At 73.2% G+C, this 14,950-nt stretch carries 14 protein-coding genes and 1 riboswitch; of the genes, 5 read left to right on the top strand and 9 right to left on the bottom strand.

The features are described 5' to 3' along the window. The first annotated feature begins 103 nt into the window (after nt 1–103). Nucleotides 104–1,426 carry a D-arabinono-1,4-lactone oxidase gene (locus tag ACLQ2N_RS25555; protein WP_425816477.1) on the top strand — a complete coding sequence of 441 codons (1,323 nt, stop codon included), beginning with the start codon at nt 104–106 and terminating at the stop codon, nt 1,424–1,426. A gap of 16 nt (nt 1,427–1,442) precedes the next feature. Here ACLQ2N_RS25555 and ACLQ2N_RS25560 read toward each other — a convergent pair whose 3' ends face one another. Continuing rightward, nucleotides 1,443–2,489, bottom strand: coding sequence for a hypothetical protein (locus ACLQ2N_RS25560; protein ID WP_425816478.1), 1,047 nt, complete (start codon nt 2,487–2,489; stop codon nt 1,443–1,445). A gap of 495 nt (nt 2,490–2,984) precedes the next feature. On the opposite strand from ACLQ2N_RS25560, the gene sepH reads away from it, so the two are divergent. Continuing rightward, nucleotides 2,985–4,043 (top strand): septation protein SepH, encoded by a 1,059-nt coding sequence (gene sepH / locus ACLQ2N_RS25565; protein WP_019521018.1) that lies wholly within the window; start codon nt 2,985–2,987, stop codon nt 4,041–4,043. A 71-nt stretch (nt 4,044–4,114) separates the two neighbouring features. Here sepH and ACLQ2N_RS25570 read toward each other — a convergent pair whose 3' ends face one another. After that, the gene (locus tag ACLQ2N_RS25570) at nt 4,115–4,945 is read right to left on the bottom strand and encodes a sulfurtransferase (protein ID WP_425816479.1); all 831 of its coding nucleotides are present in this window, start codon (nt 4,943–4,945) and stop codon (nt 4,115–4,117) included. A 230-nt stretch (nt 4,946–5,175) separates the two neighbouring features. Between ACLQ2N_RS25570 and ACLQ2N_RS25575 the strand changes: the two genes are divergently transcribed. Continuing rightward, nucleotides 5,176–5,952 carry a VOC family protein gene (locus ACLQ2N_RS25575; protein WP_425816480.1) on the top strand — a complete coding sequence of 259 codons (777 nt, stop codon included), beginning with the start codon at nt 5,176–5,178 and terminating at the stop codon, nt 5,950–5,952. Here ACLQ2N_RS25575 and ACLQ2N_RS25580 read toward each other — a convergent pair. Further along, nucleotides 5,924–6,370: a hypothetical protein gene (locus ACLQ2N_RS25580; RefSeq protein ID WP_425816481.1), complete on the bottom strand. Its 447-nt coding sequence runs from the start codon at nt 6,368–6,370 to the stop codon at nt 5,924–5,926. The genes ACLQ2N_RS25575 and ACLQ2N_RS25580 overlap by 29 nt on opposite strands. Before the next feature lie 97 nt (nt 6,371–6,467). Between ACLQ2N_RS25580 and ACLQ2N_RS25585 the strand changes: the two genes are divergently transcribed. Continuing rightward, entirely contained in the window at nt 6,468–6,824 is a 357-nt protein-coding gene (locus ACLQ2N_RS25585) for a MerR family transcriptional regulator (RefSeq protein ID WP_425816482.1), read from the top strand. A gap of 3 nt (nt 6,825–6,827) precedes the next feature. Here the strand turns inward: ACLQ2N_RS25585 and ACLQ2N_RS25590 are convergent, their stop codons facing one another. From ACLQ2N_RS25590 to ACLQ2N_RS25605, 4 genes are all read right to left on the bottom strand, one after another. Continuing rightward, nucleotides 6,828–7,478, bottom strand: a complete 651-nt coding sequence (locus ACLQ2N_RS25590; RefSeq protein WP_425816483.1) for a thymidine kinase — start codon at nt 7,476–7,478, stop codon at nt 6,828–6,830. A 50-nt stretch (nt 7,479–7,528) separates the two neighbouring features. Then, the gene (locus ACLQ2N_RS25595; protein ID WP_425816484.1) at nt 7,529–8,719 is read right to left on the bottom strand and encodes an alkaline phosphatase family protein; all 1,191 of its coding nucleotides are present in this window, start codon (nt 8,717–8,719) and stop codon (nt 7,529–7,531) included. Further along, entirely contained in the window at nt 8,719–9,315 is a 597-nt protein-coding gene (locus tag ACLQ2N_RS25600) for a DUF5998 family protein (protein WP_164401008.1), read from the bottom strand. Before ACLQ2N_RS25600 ends, ACLQ2N_RS25595 begins: the two co-directional genes overlap by 1 nt. A gap of 95 nt (nt 9,316–9,410) precedes the next feature. Continuing rightward, entirely contained in the window at nt 9,411–12,269 is a 2,859-nt protein-coding gene (locus ACLQ2N_RS25605) for a GNAT family N-acetyltransferase (protein WP_425816485.1), read from the bottom strand. Between the two features lie 173 nt (nt 12,270–12,442). Here ACLQ2N_RS25605 and ACLQ2N_RS25610 point away from each other — a divergent pair, with 173 nt between their 5' ends. Then, entirely contained in the window at nt 12,443–12,724 is a 282-nt protein-coding gene (locus tag ACLQ2N_RS25610; protein WP_018105371.1) for an HPr family phosphocarrier protein, read from the top strand. A gap of 171 nt (nt 12,725–12,895) precedes the next feature. Here the strand turns inward: ACLQ2N_RS25610 and ACLQ2N_RS25615 are convergent, their stop codons facing one another. Further along, nucleotides 12,896–13,600 (bottom strand): GntR family transcriptional regulator, encoded by a 705-nt coding sequence (locus ACLQ2N_RS25615; protein ID WP_425816486.1) that lies wholly within the window; start codon nt 13,598–13,600, stop codon nt 12,896–12,898. A 207-nt stretch (nt 13,601–13,807) separates the two neighbouring features. Continuing rightward, complete coding sequence (locus tag ACLQ2N_RS25620; RefSeq protein WP_425816487.1) at nt 13,808–14,647, bottom strand: M23 family metallopeptidase; 840 nt, start codon at nt 14,645–14,647, stop codon at nt 13,808–13,810. Nucleotides 14,648–14,660: 13 nt separating this feature from the next. Then, nucleotides 14,661–14,825: riboswitch (cyclic di-AMP (ydaO/yuaA leader) on the bottom strand. Nucleotides 14,826–14,950: the final 125 nt, after the last annotated feature.

Consider the following 14,950-nt stretch of genomic DNA (forward strand, 5'->3'; position numbering starts at 1 on the left):
ACCCGTGAGTATGATCCCCCTCCAACCGGCCGGTAACCCCGGGTCACCGTCCGGGGGAAGCGCCGGCTGGGTGGGCCGGTTCCTAGGGAAGGGCGCGGGGAAGATGACCGAGACCTACGCACGAACGGCGACGGGCCCGTGGCGCAACTGGGCGGGCACCGTCACCGCCCGGCCGGCCCGGACCGTGTCCCCCGCCTCCGTGGACGAGCTGGCCGAGGCGCTGCGCAGGGCGTCCGAGGACGGGCTGCGGGTGAAGCCGGTCGGCACCGGGCACTCGTTCACCGCGACCGCGGCCACCGACGGGCTGCTGATCCGGCCCGATCTGCTGACCGGCATCCGCGAGATCGACCGCAAGACGATGACGGTGACGGTCGAGGCGGGCACCCCGCTGAAGCGCCTCAATGCCGCGCTGGCCCGCGAGGGCCTCTCGCTCACCAACATGGGCGACATCATGGAGCAGACGGTCGCCGGAGCCACCTCCACCGGTACGCACGGGACCGGCCGCGACTCGGCGTCCATATCCGCGCAGATACGCGCCCTGGAACTGGTCACCGCGGACGGCACGGTGCTGACCTGTTCGGAGACCGAGAACGCCGACGTGTTCGCGGTGGCGCGGATCGGTCTCGGCGCCCTGGGCGTCATCACCGCGATCACCTTCGCCGTGGAGCCGGTCTTCCTGCTGACCGCCCGCGAGGAGCCGATGAGCTTCGACCAGGTGACGACCGAATTCGATCAGCTCGTGGCCGAGAACGAGCACTTCGAGTTCTACTGGTTCCCGCACACCGGGAACTGCAACACCAAGCGCAACAACCGCAGCGCGGGCCCCGCCGCCCCGCCCGGCAAGGTCAGCGGCTGGATCGAGGACGAGCTGCTGTCCAACGGCGTCTTCCAGGTCGCCTGCGCGCTCGGCCGGGTTGTGCCCGCCACGATCCCCGCGATCGCCAGGATCTCCAGCCGGGCCCTGTCGGCGCGTACGTACACCGACATCCCGTACAAGGTGTTCACCAGCCCGCGCCGGGTGCGGTTCGTGGAGATGGAGTACGCGCTGCCGCGCGAGGCCGCCGTCGAGGCGCTGCGCGAGGTCCGGGCGATGGTGGACCGCTCGCCGCTGCGGATCAGCTTCCCGGTGGAGGTGCGCACCGCGCCCGCCGACGACATCGCGCTCTCCACGGCCTCGGGCCGGGAGAGCGCGTACATCGCCGTTCATATGTACCGGGGCACGCCCTACCAGGCGTACTTCACGGCGGTGGAGCGGATCATGACCGCGCACGGCGGCCGCCCGCACTGGGGCAAGATCAACACCAGGGACGCCGCGTACCTCTCCGGGGTGTATCCGCGTTTCGGTGAATTCACGGCCGTACGGGACCGGCTGGACCCGGACCGCTTGTTCGGCAACGACTACCTGCGCCGGGTGCTGGGCGACTGACCCCGGCCGCCCGGGCTCACTCCCCCGCCCCGGTGCCCGCGGGCGCCGGGACGTCGTCCGTGGCCGCCGGGTCGGGCGCCGCGCTCCCGCCGCCGTCCGTGGCGCTCGGGGTGGGCGTGGGCGTGGGCTCGACGCCGCCGTCCGCCGGGTCCGAGGGGGTGGGCGAGGGCGTCGCTCCGTCGCTGGGACCACCGCTCCGGTCCGGCTGCGGGGCGGTCCCGTCATCGTCCTGGGCGCCGGTGCCGGGGGTGGCCGTGCTCCGGTCCCGCTGCGCCGGGTCCGAGGCGTCCTGACCGGGGCGGGTGGTTTCGGCGGGCGTGGGGGTGGAAGGGCCCGTGTCGCGCTCACCGCGTACGACGGAGCCCACGGTCGTCCCGTGGCCGCCGCTCAGATCGCTGCCGGAGATCATTTCGTAGGTGGTGATTCCGGCCATCGAGACCACGAAGACCACGGCCGCGCCGATGGCCGACCGCTTCCAGCCACGCAGCCGGGTGCCGTGCGTGGTCGCCTCGGAGAAATCCTCGTCCGGCGCGCTGCCCCCGGCGGGACCGCGCAGCACGGTGGTCGCGTCGGGCTCCACGCGGCGCAGGAGCGTCGTCTCGTCCGCCTGCGGGCCCACCCGGCGCAGGAGCGTCGTCTCGTCCGCCTGCGGCTCCACCCGGCGCAGGAGCGTCGTCTCATCCGTCCGCGGCTCCACCCGGCGCAGAAGCGTCGTGGCGTCGTCCACCGCCCCCAGCAGGACGGTTTCCTGCGGCAGGGGCTCCGGGCGCCGCGCACCGGTCTCGCGGGTGCGGACGGTCACCTCGCGGTCCGGGTGCTTCACCTGGACCGTCACCTCGCGGATCTGCTCCCCCGTACGGCGGAAGAAGTGCTGGAAGACCGAGCCGCCGCAGGTCGCCACGACGCTCATCACTCCGGCACCCGCGATGGTTCCGTACACACCGAGCTGGGAAGCCGCCACGGCTGCCGCCACCGCCGCGACCGCACTGCCCGCCACCTGGGGCAGGCTCAGATCGATCCGCCTCTCCTTGGGTTCTATGCCACTTTCCGGCTTCTGCACCATTTCCAGCCCTTGATTGACATCTCTCCCACCATGCACCAACTAGGGACACGTGAGCGAAGCCGAAAGTTCCGGTTGCGTGGATTCTGTGAAGCACGACACGGATCATGAGCGGGAGGCGTCGGGAGGGGTAGGCAAGCTCCCGCACCTCACGAGAACTTCGACGGCGCGGCGGTCCACCCACATGGCCCGAATGGAGTACTGTGGCGAGCCCTGGGGCCGGACACCCTCGCGGGCGTCCGGAACCTTCGGGAGGGGGCCGAAGGAGGCACTCGATCCGGCGGCGCACGGCATCGCACGGCGGCCAGCTACACGGAGTGACCATCGGTCACTTTGCGTTGCGCAAGGGCTACCGTGGCATACCGGCGAACAAGGGCTCACGCCCGACACGCCGGGCAACACGGCAATGTTGTGGCAGGCTGCACCCGGGCAGGCCACACTCGACTAGCGGAAGCAGCGACGCACGTGACGTCGGCAGGCACCACCCGGGAGGTCCCCATGCCCGAACTGCGTGTCGTGGCCGTCTCCAACGACGGCACACGACTGGTGCTCAAGGCTGCGGACAGCACGGAGTACACGCTTCCGATCGACGAGCGGCTGCGAGCCGCCGTGCGCAACGACCGCGCCCGGCTCGGCCAGATCGAGATCGAGGTGGAGAGCCACCTCCGCCCGCGCGACATCCAGGCACGGATACGAGCCGGCGCCTCCGCCGAGGAGGTCGCCCAGTTCGCCGGGATCCCCGTCGACCGTGTCCGCCGCTTCGAGGGCCCCGTGCTCGCGGAGCGCGCCTTCATGGCCGAGCGGGCCCGGAAGACTCCCGTGCGCCGTCCCGGCGAGAACACCGGACCCCAGCTCGGCGAGGCGGTGCAGGAGCGCCTGCTGCTGCGCGGTGCCGACAAGGAGACCGTCCAGTGGGATTCCTGGCGCCGCGACGACGGCACCTGGGAGGTCCTCCTCGTCTACCGGGTCGCGGGTGAGCCGCACTCGGCGAGCTGGACGTACGACCCACCGCGCCGACTGGTCCAGGCCGTCGACGACGAGGCACGTTCGCTGATCGGCGAGACGGACGAGGTCGCGGCGCCCGAGCCCAGCTTCCCGTTCGTGCCCCGCATCGCCCGGCTGCCGCGCGACCGGCCGCTCGACCGCGCACTGGACCGGCAGATCGAGCGTCCGGCCCCGCCGCCGCCCCCGGAGCCGGAGGAGCGGATCGCCGGGGTGACCGCGAGCGAGCGGGACTCCCTCACCAGCCTGCTGGAGGCGGTGCCCAGCTTCCGCGGCGACATGGTCGTACCGGAACGGCCCGCGCCGCCGGAGCCCCCCGCGATCGAGCCGGCCGAGCGGGAGCCGGAGGCCGAGGAGCCGCCGGCCGCTTCGGCCGGAGCGGGCTCCGCGTACGCGGACGTCCTGATGCCGCGCGCGGTCGCCGGTCACCGCGACCGGCTGACCGGGACGACGGACCGGCAGGCCGAGGCGGACGGGGTCCGGCCCGGGCGCCGGGCCGCAGTGCCCAGCTGGGACGAGATCGTCTTCGGCACCCGCCGCAAGAAGCAGGACTAGGGCGTGGCGAGGGCCCGTACGCGAGCGCGTACGGGCCCTTGCCATGCGCGCGTTCACGCGACGGCGTGCCGTTAGCCGGGGTGGGGCCCGGTGGCGACCGGACGCGACTCGTCGGCGGACCAGTGCGACCAGGAACCCGCGTAGAGGGCGGCCCGGTGCCCGGCCAGCTCCAGGGCCAGCACCTGCTGGGCCCCGGAGACGCCCGAGCCGCAGTAGACGCCGACCTCCGCGGTGTCGCCGCCGACGCCCAGCCCGGCGAACCGGGCGGCCAGGCGCTCGGGGCTCAGGAAGCGCCCGTCCGCGTCCACGTTCTCGCCGGTCGGCGCGGAGACCGCGCCGGGGATGTGACCGCCGACCCGGTCGATGGGCTCCACATCGCCCCGGTAGCGCTCGGCCGCGCGCGCGTCGAGCAGGACACCCGAGCGGGCCAGGGCCGCGGCGCCGTCCGCGTCGAGCAGCGGCAGCGCTCCCGGCGCGGGCGTGAAGTCGCCCTCGGCCGGGTCCGGGGTCTCCTTCGACAGTTCCCCGGTCCAGGCCGCGAGGCCCCCGTCCAGCACCCGTACGCCGGAATGCCCCGCCCAGCGCAGCAGCCACCAGGCCCGGGCCGCCGCCCAGCCCTGACCGCCGTCGTAGACGATCACCGGGCCGTCCTGGCGGACCCCGGCCCGGCGCATCGCGGCGCCGAACGCCTCCGGGTCGGGCAGCGGGTGGCGGCCACCAGTGCCTGCCGGACCGGCGAGCTCCGTATCGAGGTCGACGAAGACCGCGCCGGGGATGTGCCCCGCCTCGTAGTCGGGGCGCCCGTGCGGGCCGCCCAGCTGCCAACGTACGTCCAGGAGCACCGGCGGACGCGGCCCCGCCAGTTCGCTCGCGCATTCGGATGCCGAGATGATGGGCTTCATGCGTGCCATCCTCGCGCAGACGCCCGGCCACCCGTGACAACGACCAAGCGGCCATACCAGGACAAACCAGTACGCCGGGGGCGAGATCCAGGAAAAGACGGCGCGGCCGGAGCGCATCCCGCGCCCGGTGGTGCAAGCATCTGCACGGGGCGTACACGACTCGCGCCGCACCACGGCGCACCGGCCCCGATTTCCCGTACGGCCACCACGATGGTCCGAGGAGAGTGACGATGACCGAGGCTGCCGCTCGGCGTACACCCGGAACACCTTGCTGGGTGAGCCTGATCGTGCACGGCCTGCGCACGACCCAGAACTTCTACGCCGAGCTGTTCGGCTGGGAGTTCGGCCCCGGCCCCGAGCAGCTCGGCCCGTACGTACGGGCGCTGATCGGCGGGAAGGAGGTCGCGGGCATCGGCCAACTGCCGCCGGACCGGCACCTCCCGATCGCCTGGACGACCTACCTGGCCACCGACGACGCCGATCAGACGGCGGAAACCATCCGGGCCTGCGGCGGCACGGTCGGCGTCGGACCTCTCGACGCCGGCGACGCGGGCCGCATGGCCATCGCCTCCGACCCGGGCGGGGCCGTCTTCGGGATCTGGCAGGCCGCCGCGCATGTCGGCACCACGCTGGCCGGGGCGCCCGGCACCCCGGTCTGGAACGAGCTGGTGACCCGGGAGACGTCGACGGTCGCCAAGTTCTACCAGGCCGTCTTCGGCTACGAGACCAGGGCCGTCGTCTCGGCGGACTTCGACTACCAGACCCTGCATCTCCAGGGGCGGCCGGTGGCCTCGCTGCACGGCGTCGGCCACGCCCTGCTGCGCGACCGGGGGCCGCACTGGATGACGTACTTCGAGGTGGCCGACACGGACGAGGCCGCGCAGCAGGTGGCGGAGCTCGGCGGACAGGTCCTGAGCCCTCCGAGAGAGAGCCCGAGCGGCAGGGTCGCGACGGTCGCGGACCCGGAGGGCGCGGTCTTCACGATCCAGCACTCGGTGGCGCGCTGACGGCGCCGCGCACGAGGCGCCAGGGCGCGAGCTGGACGACGCCGAACGCCGCTTCGGCCGCCAGGAACAGCCAGAGCCAGGAGGGGGCTCCGTGGGCGAGCGCGTACGCCTGCCACAGGGCGAACAGCGTGCGCGCGAGGCCGTCGTACAAGCCGTGCACCGGCAGCGGCCGGACGAGCCGCAGGAGCGCCCAGACGACCACCACCGAACCCATCAGGTTGGCGTAGAGGGTCTGGATCGGGTCGAGGGCGGGCAGAGCACCCGCCCCGATCGCCTCCCCGAACCGGGACAGCGCGCTGTGCACCAGCCCGTACGTCCACGGGGTGGCGAACCCCGCGGTGACGACGAGGTCGTACCACGCGCTCGCACGTACGAAACGCGGATAGGCGGGGTGGGAGGGCATGACGGTACGGAACACGGCGGGGCTCCTGACGGCTTCCTTCACGGACGCCCCCGACCGTAAACACTGGAGTACTGTCCAAGGTCAAGTCCGCGAACCCAGGGGGTGGGAGACCGTGCGCATCGGGGAGCTGGCCGCGCAGACGGGGCTGAGCAGGGACACCATCCGCTTCTACGAGCGGACCGGGCTGATCGACGGGCAGCGGCTGCCCAACGGCTACCGCGACTTCCCGCCCGAGACGGTGCCCTGGCTCGCCTACGTCCGCACCGCCCAGGCGCTCGGCTTCTCACTGACCGAGATCGCGCGCACGGGCGAGGAGCTGCGCGACACGCCGGACAGCGCGCAGGCACTGTCCGCACTGTTCGAGGAGAAGATCGCGGTCATCGACGCGCGCATGGCCCAACTCGCCGCTCTTCGGGCCGATCTCACCGCCCGCGCCGGCTCGGGCTGCCCGCTGCGCGCGGCGGACTGAGCGTCAGGCGGAGCTCACCGGCAGGACGTCCGGGGAGAGTGCGCCCGCCTGTGCGGAGGCCGCGGTCGCACGGCGGCGGTGGTGCCGGCGGCACAGGACCTCGTAGCCGACCTCGCCCGCCGCGCGGTTCACATCGCCGACGACGACCTGCGCTCCCTCCACGACCATCTCGCCGTCCACGGTCCGGGCGTTGTGCGTGGCGCGGGCGCCGCACCAGCAGAGGGCTTCGACCTGGAGCTGTTCGATGCGGTCGGCCAGCTCGACCAAACGCTGGGAGCCGGGGAAGAGCCGGGTGCGGAAGTCCGTCGTGATGCCGAAGGCGAAGACGTCCATCCCCAGGTCGTCCACGACCCGCGCCAGCTGGTCGATCTGGGCCGGGGCCAGGAACTGCGCCTCGTCCACGATCACGTAGTCGACGCGGCCGCCCTTGGACAGCTGGGCGACGAGATACGCGTACAGGTCCATGTCCTCGTCGGCCTCGACGGCCTCCGTGACCAGACCGAGCCGGGACGACAGCTTCCCCTCCCCCGCCCGGTCGTCCCGGGTGAAGATCACGCCCTGCAAGCCCCTCGCCGAGCGGTTGTGGCCGATCTGGAGGGCCAGGGTGCTCTTTCCGCAGTCCATCGTTCCGGAGAAGAACACAAGCTCGGGCATGGCGGGTCGAGCACCTTTCGGGACGGGAAGAGAGAGCGGGGCGGAACGGGCTACGAGCGTACTTCGAGGAGCGGGACGAACTGCTCGACGGGGGTCATGGAGCCGTGCATGCCGGCCATCGCCGACTCGTGCGGCTCGTTGCGCGAGGCGGTGATCACCACGTCGTCGTGGGCCGCGGCGACCACGTCGCCGATCCTGCCGTACACCCGCTCGTCGATCGTGGGGCCGAACCAGCCCGCGGCGACGGCCTCGTCCCGGCTCGCCACCCAGAACTGCTCGCCCAGCACCTCGCGCCAGACGGCCAGCACATCGGACGCGGCGCCCGGGACGGCGTAGACGTGCCGCGCCCGGCCCTCACCGCCGAGCAGGGCGACGCCCGCGCTCAGTTCCCAGTCCTCGTCGAAGTCGATCCGGGACTGCTCGTCGAAGGGGATGTCGATCATGCCGTGGTCGGCGGTGATGTAGAGCGCCGAGCGGGGCGGAAGCTGCTCGGCCAGGCGCCGGGCCAGCCCGTCGACGTACATCAGCTGTCCGCGCCAGGCGTCGGAGTCGGTGCCGAAGCGGTGGCCCTTGCCGTCGACCTCGCTGTAGTACGTGTAGACGAGCGAGCGGTCGCCGGCGGCCAGCCGGTCGGCGGCGGTGTCCATCCGGTCCTCGCCGCTGAGGCGGCCGAGGAAGGAGCCGCCGCTGAGCGCGACCTTGGTCAGCGGGGTCTGCTCGAAGGCGGGGGCGGAGACCTGGGCGGTACGCACCCCGGCCGCGTCGGCGAGCTGGAAGAGGGTGGGGTGGGGCTGCCACGCCTTGGGCGGGGTCCACGGGTTCCAGCGCAGCTGGTTCATCAGCTCGCCGGTCTCGGGGTTACGGACCGTGTAACCGGGAAGACCGTGCTCGCCGGGGGGCAGGCCGGTGCCGACGGAGGCCAGCGACGTCGCCGTGGTGGCCGGGAAGCCCGCCGTGATCGGGCGCCCGGTGCCGCCACGCGAGGTCGGCAGCAGCGAGTGCAGGAACGGCGCCTCGTCGGGATGGGCCCTGATCTGCTCCCAGCCCAGGCCGTCGATCAGGAAGACGCAGTTCCGGTCGGCGGGGGTGAGTTCGCCGATGGCCGCGTCGAAGCCGGGCACTTCCTGGCCGGCGAGGAGGGTCGGCAGCAGGTCGGCGAGCGAGCCGCTGCCGTACTCCGGGACGGGCGCGGACTCGACGGACAGCGGGACGAAGTCGTCCTGCCAGGCCGGCTGAACCATCAGCGGCCGGCCGCGGCGGTGGCGGCCGTGGCCTCGGAGAGCGCCTGGGCGAAGGCGAGGGTCTGGCGCACGGTGTCCGGGCCGTCGCCGGCCTCGCTGACCCGCAGGCTCAGGTCGTCGGCGGTGGTGCTGCCGGTGTAGCCGTGGTCGGCCTCGCAGTTGGGGTCGCCACAGGCGGCCGGCTCCAGGTCGATCCGGGAGACCGCGCCCCAGCCGATGGTCAGGACGACCTCGCGGGGCAGCGTGCCCGGGACGTACTTCTCCGGGTTGGCCACGACACGGCTGACCACGACCGAGGAGATCCGGTCCAGCTTGACCGACTCGGTCGAGGTGGTGGCGTACGGCGACGGGGAGCTGGTGTCCGCGTTCTGCTCGTCGGTGTGGCTGACGATGAAGCGGGTGTCCGTGAGCACCAGCACCGTGACGTGCCGGCGCACCTCGTTGGAGTCGAAGGTCGTCTCCTGGTGCACCAGGTACGAAGCGACCGGCTCACCGCCGACGGCGGCCTCCACCGCCTCGGCCACGAGGGCCGGGTAGTAGCCGCTGCGCTCGATCGCCGCGCGCAGCCCCTGGGTCGTCGTACCGGTCTTAGCCATGGGAACCATCCTACGGGGGCCGGATGGCTGCCGGGGACGGGTGCGGGAGCCCTGCCCCGGCCGCTCCGGGGAAGCACGAGCGGGGGCGGTCGGTATCAGTAGTTGGACAGGCTGCGCGGGCCGAGGTCGTTCCGGGCCGGGGGCGGCGAGAGGCGGACGCCGGCTCCGAGCACCGAGAGGCCCTGCGGGGCGACCACGACCGGCTCCAGGGCGACGGAGACCACTTCGGGGTGGTCGTCGACCAGCCGGGAGACCCGCAGCAGCAGTTCCTCGAGCGCGGCGGTGTCCACCGGTGCCGCTCCGCGCCAGCCGAACAGGACGGGGGCGGCGCGGATGGACCTGATCAGCTCGGCGGCGTCGCGGTCGGTGGCGGGCACCAGGCGGTGGGCGGTGTCGCCGAGCAGTTCGGAAGGCGCCCCGGCGAGGCCGAAGGAGAGCACGGCGCCCGCGGCCGGGTCGATGGTGGCCCGTACGACGGTGTCGACGCCGCGCGGCGCCATGGCCTGGACGACGGGCCGCAGCTCCGTCGGCTTGCCGAGCAGGTCGGTGAGGTCGCCGTACGCACGGCGCAGGGCCGCCTCGCTGTCGAGGTCCAGGCGTACGCCGCCGAGGTCGGCCCGGTGGCGCAGATGGGGCGCGGTCGTCTTCAGGGCCACCGGGTAGCCGAGCCGGGCGGCGGCGGCCACCGCCTCCTCCGGGCCGGGGGCGGCCAGCGTGGGGCGGACGGTGATGCCGTAGCAGGCGAGCAGTTCGCGGGCCTCGTCGTGGCCGAGCGGCCGGCCGCGCGGGTCGGGGTCCTCGCCGAGGAGGGCGTCGATGCGGGCTGCGGCGCCCTGGGGGTCGATGGTGTCGTCGAGGAAGTCGGGCACCTTCCCGGGCACCGCCGCCTGGCGCCGCCACTGCGCGTACCGGACGGCCTCGGCGAGAGCCCGCACGGCGCGCTCGGCGGCAGGGTAGGCGGGGATGCGGCCGCCGTGCCGCACCCCTTCGGGGCCGTCGGTGCCGGGCGCCGGCGCGGAGGGCTCCGTGGGACCGTCCTGCGCCGCCGCGAACGGCTGGGTGGCCGGGCGTTGCTGGGCCACCGTGCTGGTGGCGGCGGACAGCGCCTCCGCCAGGCCGCCGATCTCGACGTGGACCACGGCGACCGGCTTGGCCGGTCCGGCGGCGGCCGCCGCGTGCAGGGCGGTGGCCAGGACCTCGCCGTCGCCCGACTCCGCCTCGCCGTTCTCGCCGACCCAGGGGATCGCCGTCACGATCACGGCGTCGCACGCCCCGTCGGCCAGCGCCGCGGACAGCGCGTCCCGGAAGTCCTGCGGGGTGGCGGACGTGGTGAGGTCGATGGGCGGGCGCGGGCGGAGCCCCTCGGCCAGGCACACGTCGTAGGTGAGCAGCCCCAGGGACTCCGAGTTGCCGAGGATGGCGACGCGTCCGCCCGCCGGGAGCGGCTGGTCGGCGAGGAGCAGCCCGGCGTCGACCATCTCGGTGACCGTGTCGACGCGGATGACACCCGCCTGCCGCATCAGCGCGGAGACCGTGGAGTCGGGGATGCGGCTGACGGGGACGGCGTGGCCGGGCGGGGTGGAGCCGCTGTGCCGGGCGCCCTTGACCACGACCACCGGCTTCACGGCGGCGGTACGGCGGGCGAGCCGGGTGAACTTGCGGGGGTTGCCCAGCGACTCCAGGTAGAGCAGGGCGACATCGGTGTCCGGGTCCTCGTACCAGTACTGGAGGAAGTCGTTGCCGGAGATGTCGGCGCGGTTGCCCGCCGAGATGAAGGTGGAGAGGCCCGCGCCGCGCCGGTAGAGCCCGGAGAGCAGGGCGATGCCGATGGCGCCGGACTGGGTGAACAGGCCGATGCGCCCGGAGGCGGGCCGGTCCGGGGCGAGCGAGGCGTTGAGCCGGACCGCCTCGGAGTTGTTGATGACGCCGAAGGCGTTGGGCCCGATGATCCGCATCCCGTACGAACGGGCCTGGCGCACCAGTTCCCGCTGGCGCTCGCGGCCCTCGGCGCCCCACTCCGCGTAGCCGGCGGAGAGGACCACCAGGCCCTGGACGCCGTGTTCGCCGCAGTCCGCGACGGCCTCCGGGACCCGGTCGGCGGGCACGGCGACCACCGCGAGGTCGACCGCCTCGCCGATCTCGCCCAGGGAGCGGTGCGCCGGGACCCCGTCGATGGTGTCCTGGCCGGCGGAGAGGGCGCTGTTCACCGCGTGGACGCGGCCGGTGAAGCCCGCACCGAGCAGGTTGCGCAGGACGGTGCGGCCGACGCCGCCGGGGGTGCGGCCGACGCCGATGACGGCGACGGAGCCGGGGGCGAGCAGCCGTTGCACGGACTTGGCCTCGGCGCGCTGTTCACGGGCGCGCTGGACGGCGAGGGACTCGGCGGTGGGTTCGAGGTCCAGGGTGAGGTGGACCGACCCGTCCTCGAAGCTGCGCTGCTGGGTGTAGCCGGCGTCCCGGAACACCTTGATCATCTTGGTGTTGGCGGGCAGCACTTCCGCCGCGAAGCGCCGGATGCCGCGTTCGCGGGCGACGGCCGCGATGTGTTCGAGCAGGGTCGAGGCCACGCCCCGGCCCTGGTGGGCGTCCTGGACGAGGAAGGCGACTTCGGCCTCGTCGGCGGGGGCCGAGGCGGGGCGGCCGGTCGCGTCGATCCGGTCGTAGCGGACGGTGGCGATGAACTCGCCGCCCACCGTGACGGCCAGGCCCACCCTGTCGACGTAGTCGTGATGGGTGAAGCGGTGGACGTCCTTGGCGGAGAGCCGGGGGTAGGGCGCGAAGAAGCGGTAGTACTTCGACTCGTCGGAAACCTGCTCGTAGAAGCTGACCAGCCGCTCGGCATCGTCCGTGGTGATCGGCCTGATCCGCGCGGTGCCGCCGTCGCGGAGCACCACGTCCGCCTCCCAGTGATCGGGGTAGGCGTGCTGCGGACTCTGCTCCGGAGAGGGCTGCATGGGGAAAGCCTACGGCTGTCGCACGGGTCGCGGGGGTGCCGGGGCCGGGGCAGTCTGAGGTCTCCGGACGACCGCGGACGCGGCGCCCGGGAGGGCCCGCGGGTCTGCCCGGAGCATCGCGCACCACATGAGACACTGGTCTAGACAACCGTTGATTCTTGAAGGGCAGAACCATGGCTGAGCGCCGCGTAAACGTCGGTTGGGCCGAGGGCCTGCACGCCCGCCCCGCTTCCATCTTCGTCCGTGCCGCCACGGCCTCCGGCGTTCCCGTCACCATCGCCAAGGCGGACGGCAACCCGGTGAACGCGGCCTCCATGCTCGCGGTGCTCGGTCTCGGCGCCCAGGGCGGCGAGGAGATCGTGCTCGCGTCCGACGCGGACAACGCCGAGGCGGCTCTGGACCGCCTGGCGAAGCTGGTCGCCGAGGGCCTCGAGGAGCTTCCGGAGACCGTCTGAGCCGAGCGGCCGACACCGCCGGAATTCTCACGGGAAAGCCGCGGCCCCCTGCATGGGGCGCCGCGGCTTTTACGTGTGCGGGGCGAAGTGGCGGCGACCCGGAAAGAATGGGCGGCGCCACTTGTCCCGGCCTTTTCACACGCGCCTTTCTTTATTTGTACGCGCCCTTTGTTAATTCCGGCCGCTCGCGGTGTGTACGGCAGGTTGCGAAGCCCTCACACGGCCGGCCCGGGGCACGCCGGCGGGACGGGCGGCGCGGCGGAGCCGATGCGTGGCGCCATGGCGTTCGGCGAGCTGTGCGGCCAGGGCCCTCGCCCGCTCCGCGTCCCGGCGCGCCACGGCGTCCACGAGGGCCCCGTGATCGGCCCAGGCTTCCGCCGGGCGGGCCGGCTGGTCGACCGCGTACATCCAGGCGATCTTGTGGCGGAGCTGGGTGAGCAGGGCGATGAGGCCCGGGCTGCCGGATGCCTGGGCCAGCGTCTCGTGGAACCAGCCGGCCAGGGAGCGCAGGTCCTCGCCCTCACCGCGGCGGGCCCGCTCCTGCCCGAGCCTGACCAGGCCGCGCAACACCTTGAGGTGGGCCTCCGTCCGGCGCTGGGCCGCGCGGGCGGCGCTCAGCGGTTCCAGCAGCATGCGGACTTCCAGCAGGTCGGCGGCCTCCTGTTCCGAGGGCTCGGCGACGCAGGCTCCGGCGTGTCTGCGGGTGACGACGAAGCCCTCCGACTCCAGGGTGCGCAGCGCTTCCCGTACGGGGACGCGGGAGACCCCGTAACGCCGCGCGAGCACCTCCTCGGTGAGCCGGCTGCCGCGTTCGAAGACACCGGAGACGATGTCGTCACGGATTGCCGTGCATACCGAATGCGCCGGAACACGCATGTCCGAACCTCCGCCTCAATCCCCGCGAACAGCGGCCGATCGACACCTCTGGCGTGACTCTATTGCAATGCGCTCGCATTTCCGATGCCGGGCGGGAATTCGTGAATATCTTTTGCCGCGGCGCAGCGGCCGAAGGCGCACACGGAGGTGCGGACGCGGCGAAGGCCCCGGCGGGATGCCGGGGCCTTCGGCAGGGGCCTGAGCCCGTCAGACGCTGACGCCGTGGGCGCGCAGATAGGCGACCGGGTCCATGTCGGAGCCGTAGGAGGGCGTCGTCCGGGCCTCGAAGTGGAGGTGCGGGCCGGTGGAGTTGCCGGTCGAGCCGGAGAGCCCGATCTGCCGGCCGGCCGCGACGCTCTGGCCGACGGAGACGCCGATCGAGGAGAGATGGCCGTACTGGGTGTACGTGCCGTCCGCCATCCGGAGCACGATGTTGTTGCCGTACGCCCCGCCCCAGCCGGCCTCCACGACCGTGCCGGCGCCGACGGCGACGACCGAACTTCCGGACACGGCGTGGAAGTCGATGCCGGAGTGGCTGCCGGAGGACCAGAGCGAGCCGCTGGACTTGTAGCCGGTGGTCACGTACGAGCCGGCGACGGGCAGCCGGTAGGACGAGCCCAGCGCGGTGCGGGCGGAGGAGCGGCCGGCGCGGGCGGACGCCTCGCGGGCGGCCCTGGCCTTCGCCGTGGCCGCTTCCTTGGCCTTGGCCGCCGTCTCGACGGCCTTCTTCTTCGCGGCCTCGGCCTTCTTCCTGGCCACCGCCGTCGCCTTGGCCGCCGCCTTCTTCTCGGCGGCCTCGGCCTGGTGCTGCTGCGCCTCGGCCTGGGCGTCGATCCGGTCGGCGAGGGTGCTCTCGATGGCGAGGAGCTGGGAGAGGCCGGTCTCGGTGGCGGCGGGGGCCGTACCGTCGTCGGCGGCGAGGGCCGGGGAAGCCAGGGAGCCGATGACACCGCCGGCGGCGAGCGTGGCGACGCCGACGGCCTTGGCGCCGGCGCGCGTCAGGCGGCTCGGGGCACGGTGCTTCCCGGTGGCACGGGTGAACGCCATGGGGTGACGGGTCCTTTCCTTCCTTCTCGCCTACCGGGTTAGCTGACGGGTTCGGAGCAGGAAGGTCTCCTACGGACGCCTCCGCTGACGGAGCGCGGGCATCCGATTCACCCCAGGGACTGCGTGGGTCCCCGGCTCCCCGGGCTCGCGCCTGACGGGGACTCGGCGATGGCTGCCCGGTACGTCACGGATGCGCGTACGAGTGGCGGACAGCGGACCCGACGCTAAGCGGACGGACTTCCCACCACCAAACGGACAAGGGGTTTTGTAGCGCATCCCACAGGGCGAGCCGGCCCCTCGGCG

Origin of the sequence: Streptomyces sp. DT224 (genome assembly GCF_049844595.1) — a bacterium.
GTDB lineage: Bacteria > Actinomycetota > Actinomycetes > Streptomycetales > Streptomycetaceae > Streptomyces.

Excerpts from the sequence above, each read along its gene's own strand:
- ACLQ2N_RS25575 (WP_425816480.1), top strand. The coding sequence starts at position 5,176 with ATGACCGAGGCTGCCGCTCGGCGTACACCCGGAACACCTTGCTGGGTG.
- ACLQ2N_RS25560 (WP_425816478.1), bottom strand. The coding sequence starts at position 2,489 with ATGGTGCAGAAGCCGGAAAGTGGCATAGAACCCAAGGAGAGGCGGATC.
- ACLQ2N_RS25620 (WP_425816487.1), bottom strand. The coding sequence starts at position 14,647 with ATGGCGTTCACCCGTGCCACCGGGAAGCACCGTGCCCCGAGCCGCCTG.
- ACLQ2N_RS25615 (WP_425816486.1), bottom strand. The coding sequence starts at position 13,600 with ATGCGTGTTCCGGCGCATTCGGTATGCACGGCAATCCGTGACGACATC.
- sepH (WP_019521018.1), top strand. The coding sequence starts at position 2,985 with ATGCCCGAACTGCGTGTCGTGGCCGTCTCCAACGACGGCACACGACTG.
- ACLQ2N_RS25595 (WP_425816484.1), bottom strand. The coding sequence starts at position 8,719 with ATGGTTCAGCCGGCCTGGCAGGACGACTTCGTCCCGCTGTCCGTCGAG.
- ACLQ2N_RS25590 (WP_425816483.1), bottom strand. The coding sequence starts at position 7,478 with ATGCCCGAGCTTGTGTTCTTCTCCGGAACGATGGACTGCGGAAAGAGC.
- ACLQ2N_RS25610 (WP_018105371.1), top strand. The coding sequence starts at position 12,443 with ATGGCTGAGCGCCGCGTAAACGTCGGTTGGGCCGAGGGCCTGCACGCC.
- ACLQ2N_RS25555 (WP_425816477.1), top strand. The coding sequence starts at position 104 with ATGACCGAGACCTACGCACGAACGGCGACGGGCCCGTGGCGCAACTGG.
- ACLQ2N_RS25600 (WP_164401008.1), bottom strand. The coding sequence starts at position 9,315 with ATGGCTAAGACCGGTACGACGACCCAGGGGCTGCGCGCGGCGATCGAG.
- ACLQ2N_RS25605 (WP_425816485.1), bottom strand. The coding sequence starts at position 12,269 with ATGCAGCCCTCTCCGGAGCAGAGTCCGCAGCACGCCTACCCCGATCAC.
- ACLQ2N_RS25570 (WP_425816479.1), bottom strand. The coding sequence starts at position 4,945 with ATGAAGCCCATCATCTCGGCATCCGAATGCGCGAGCGAACTGGCGGGG.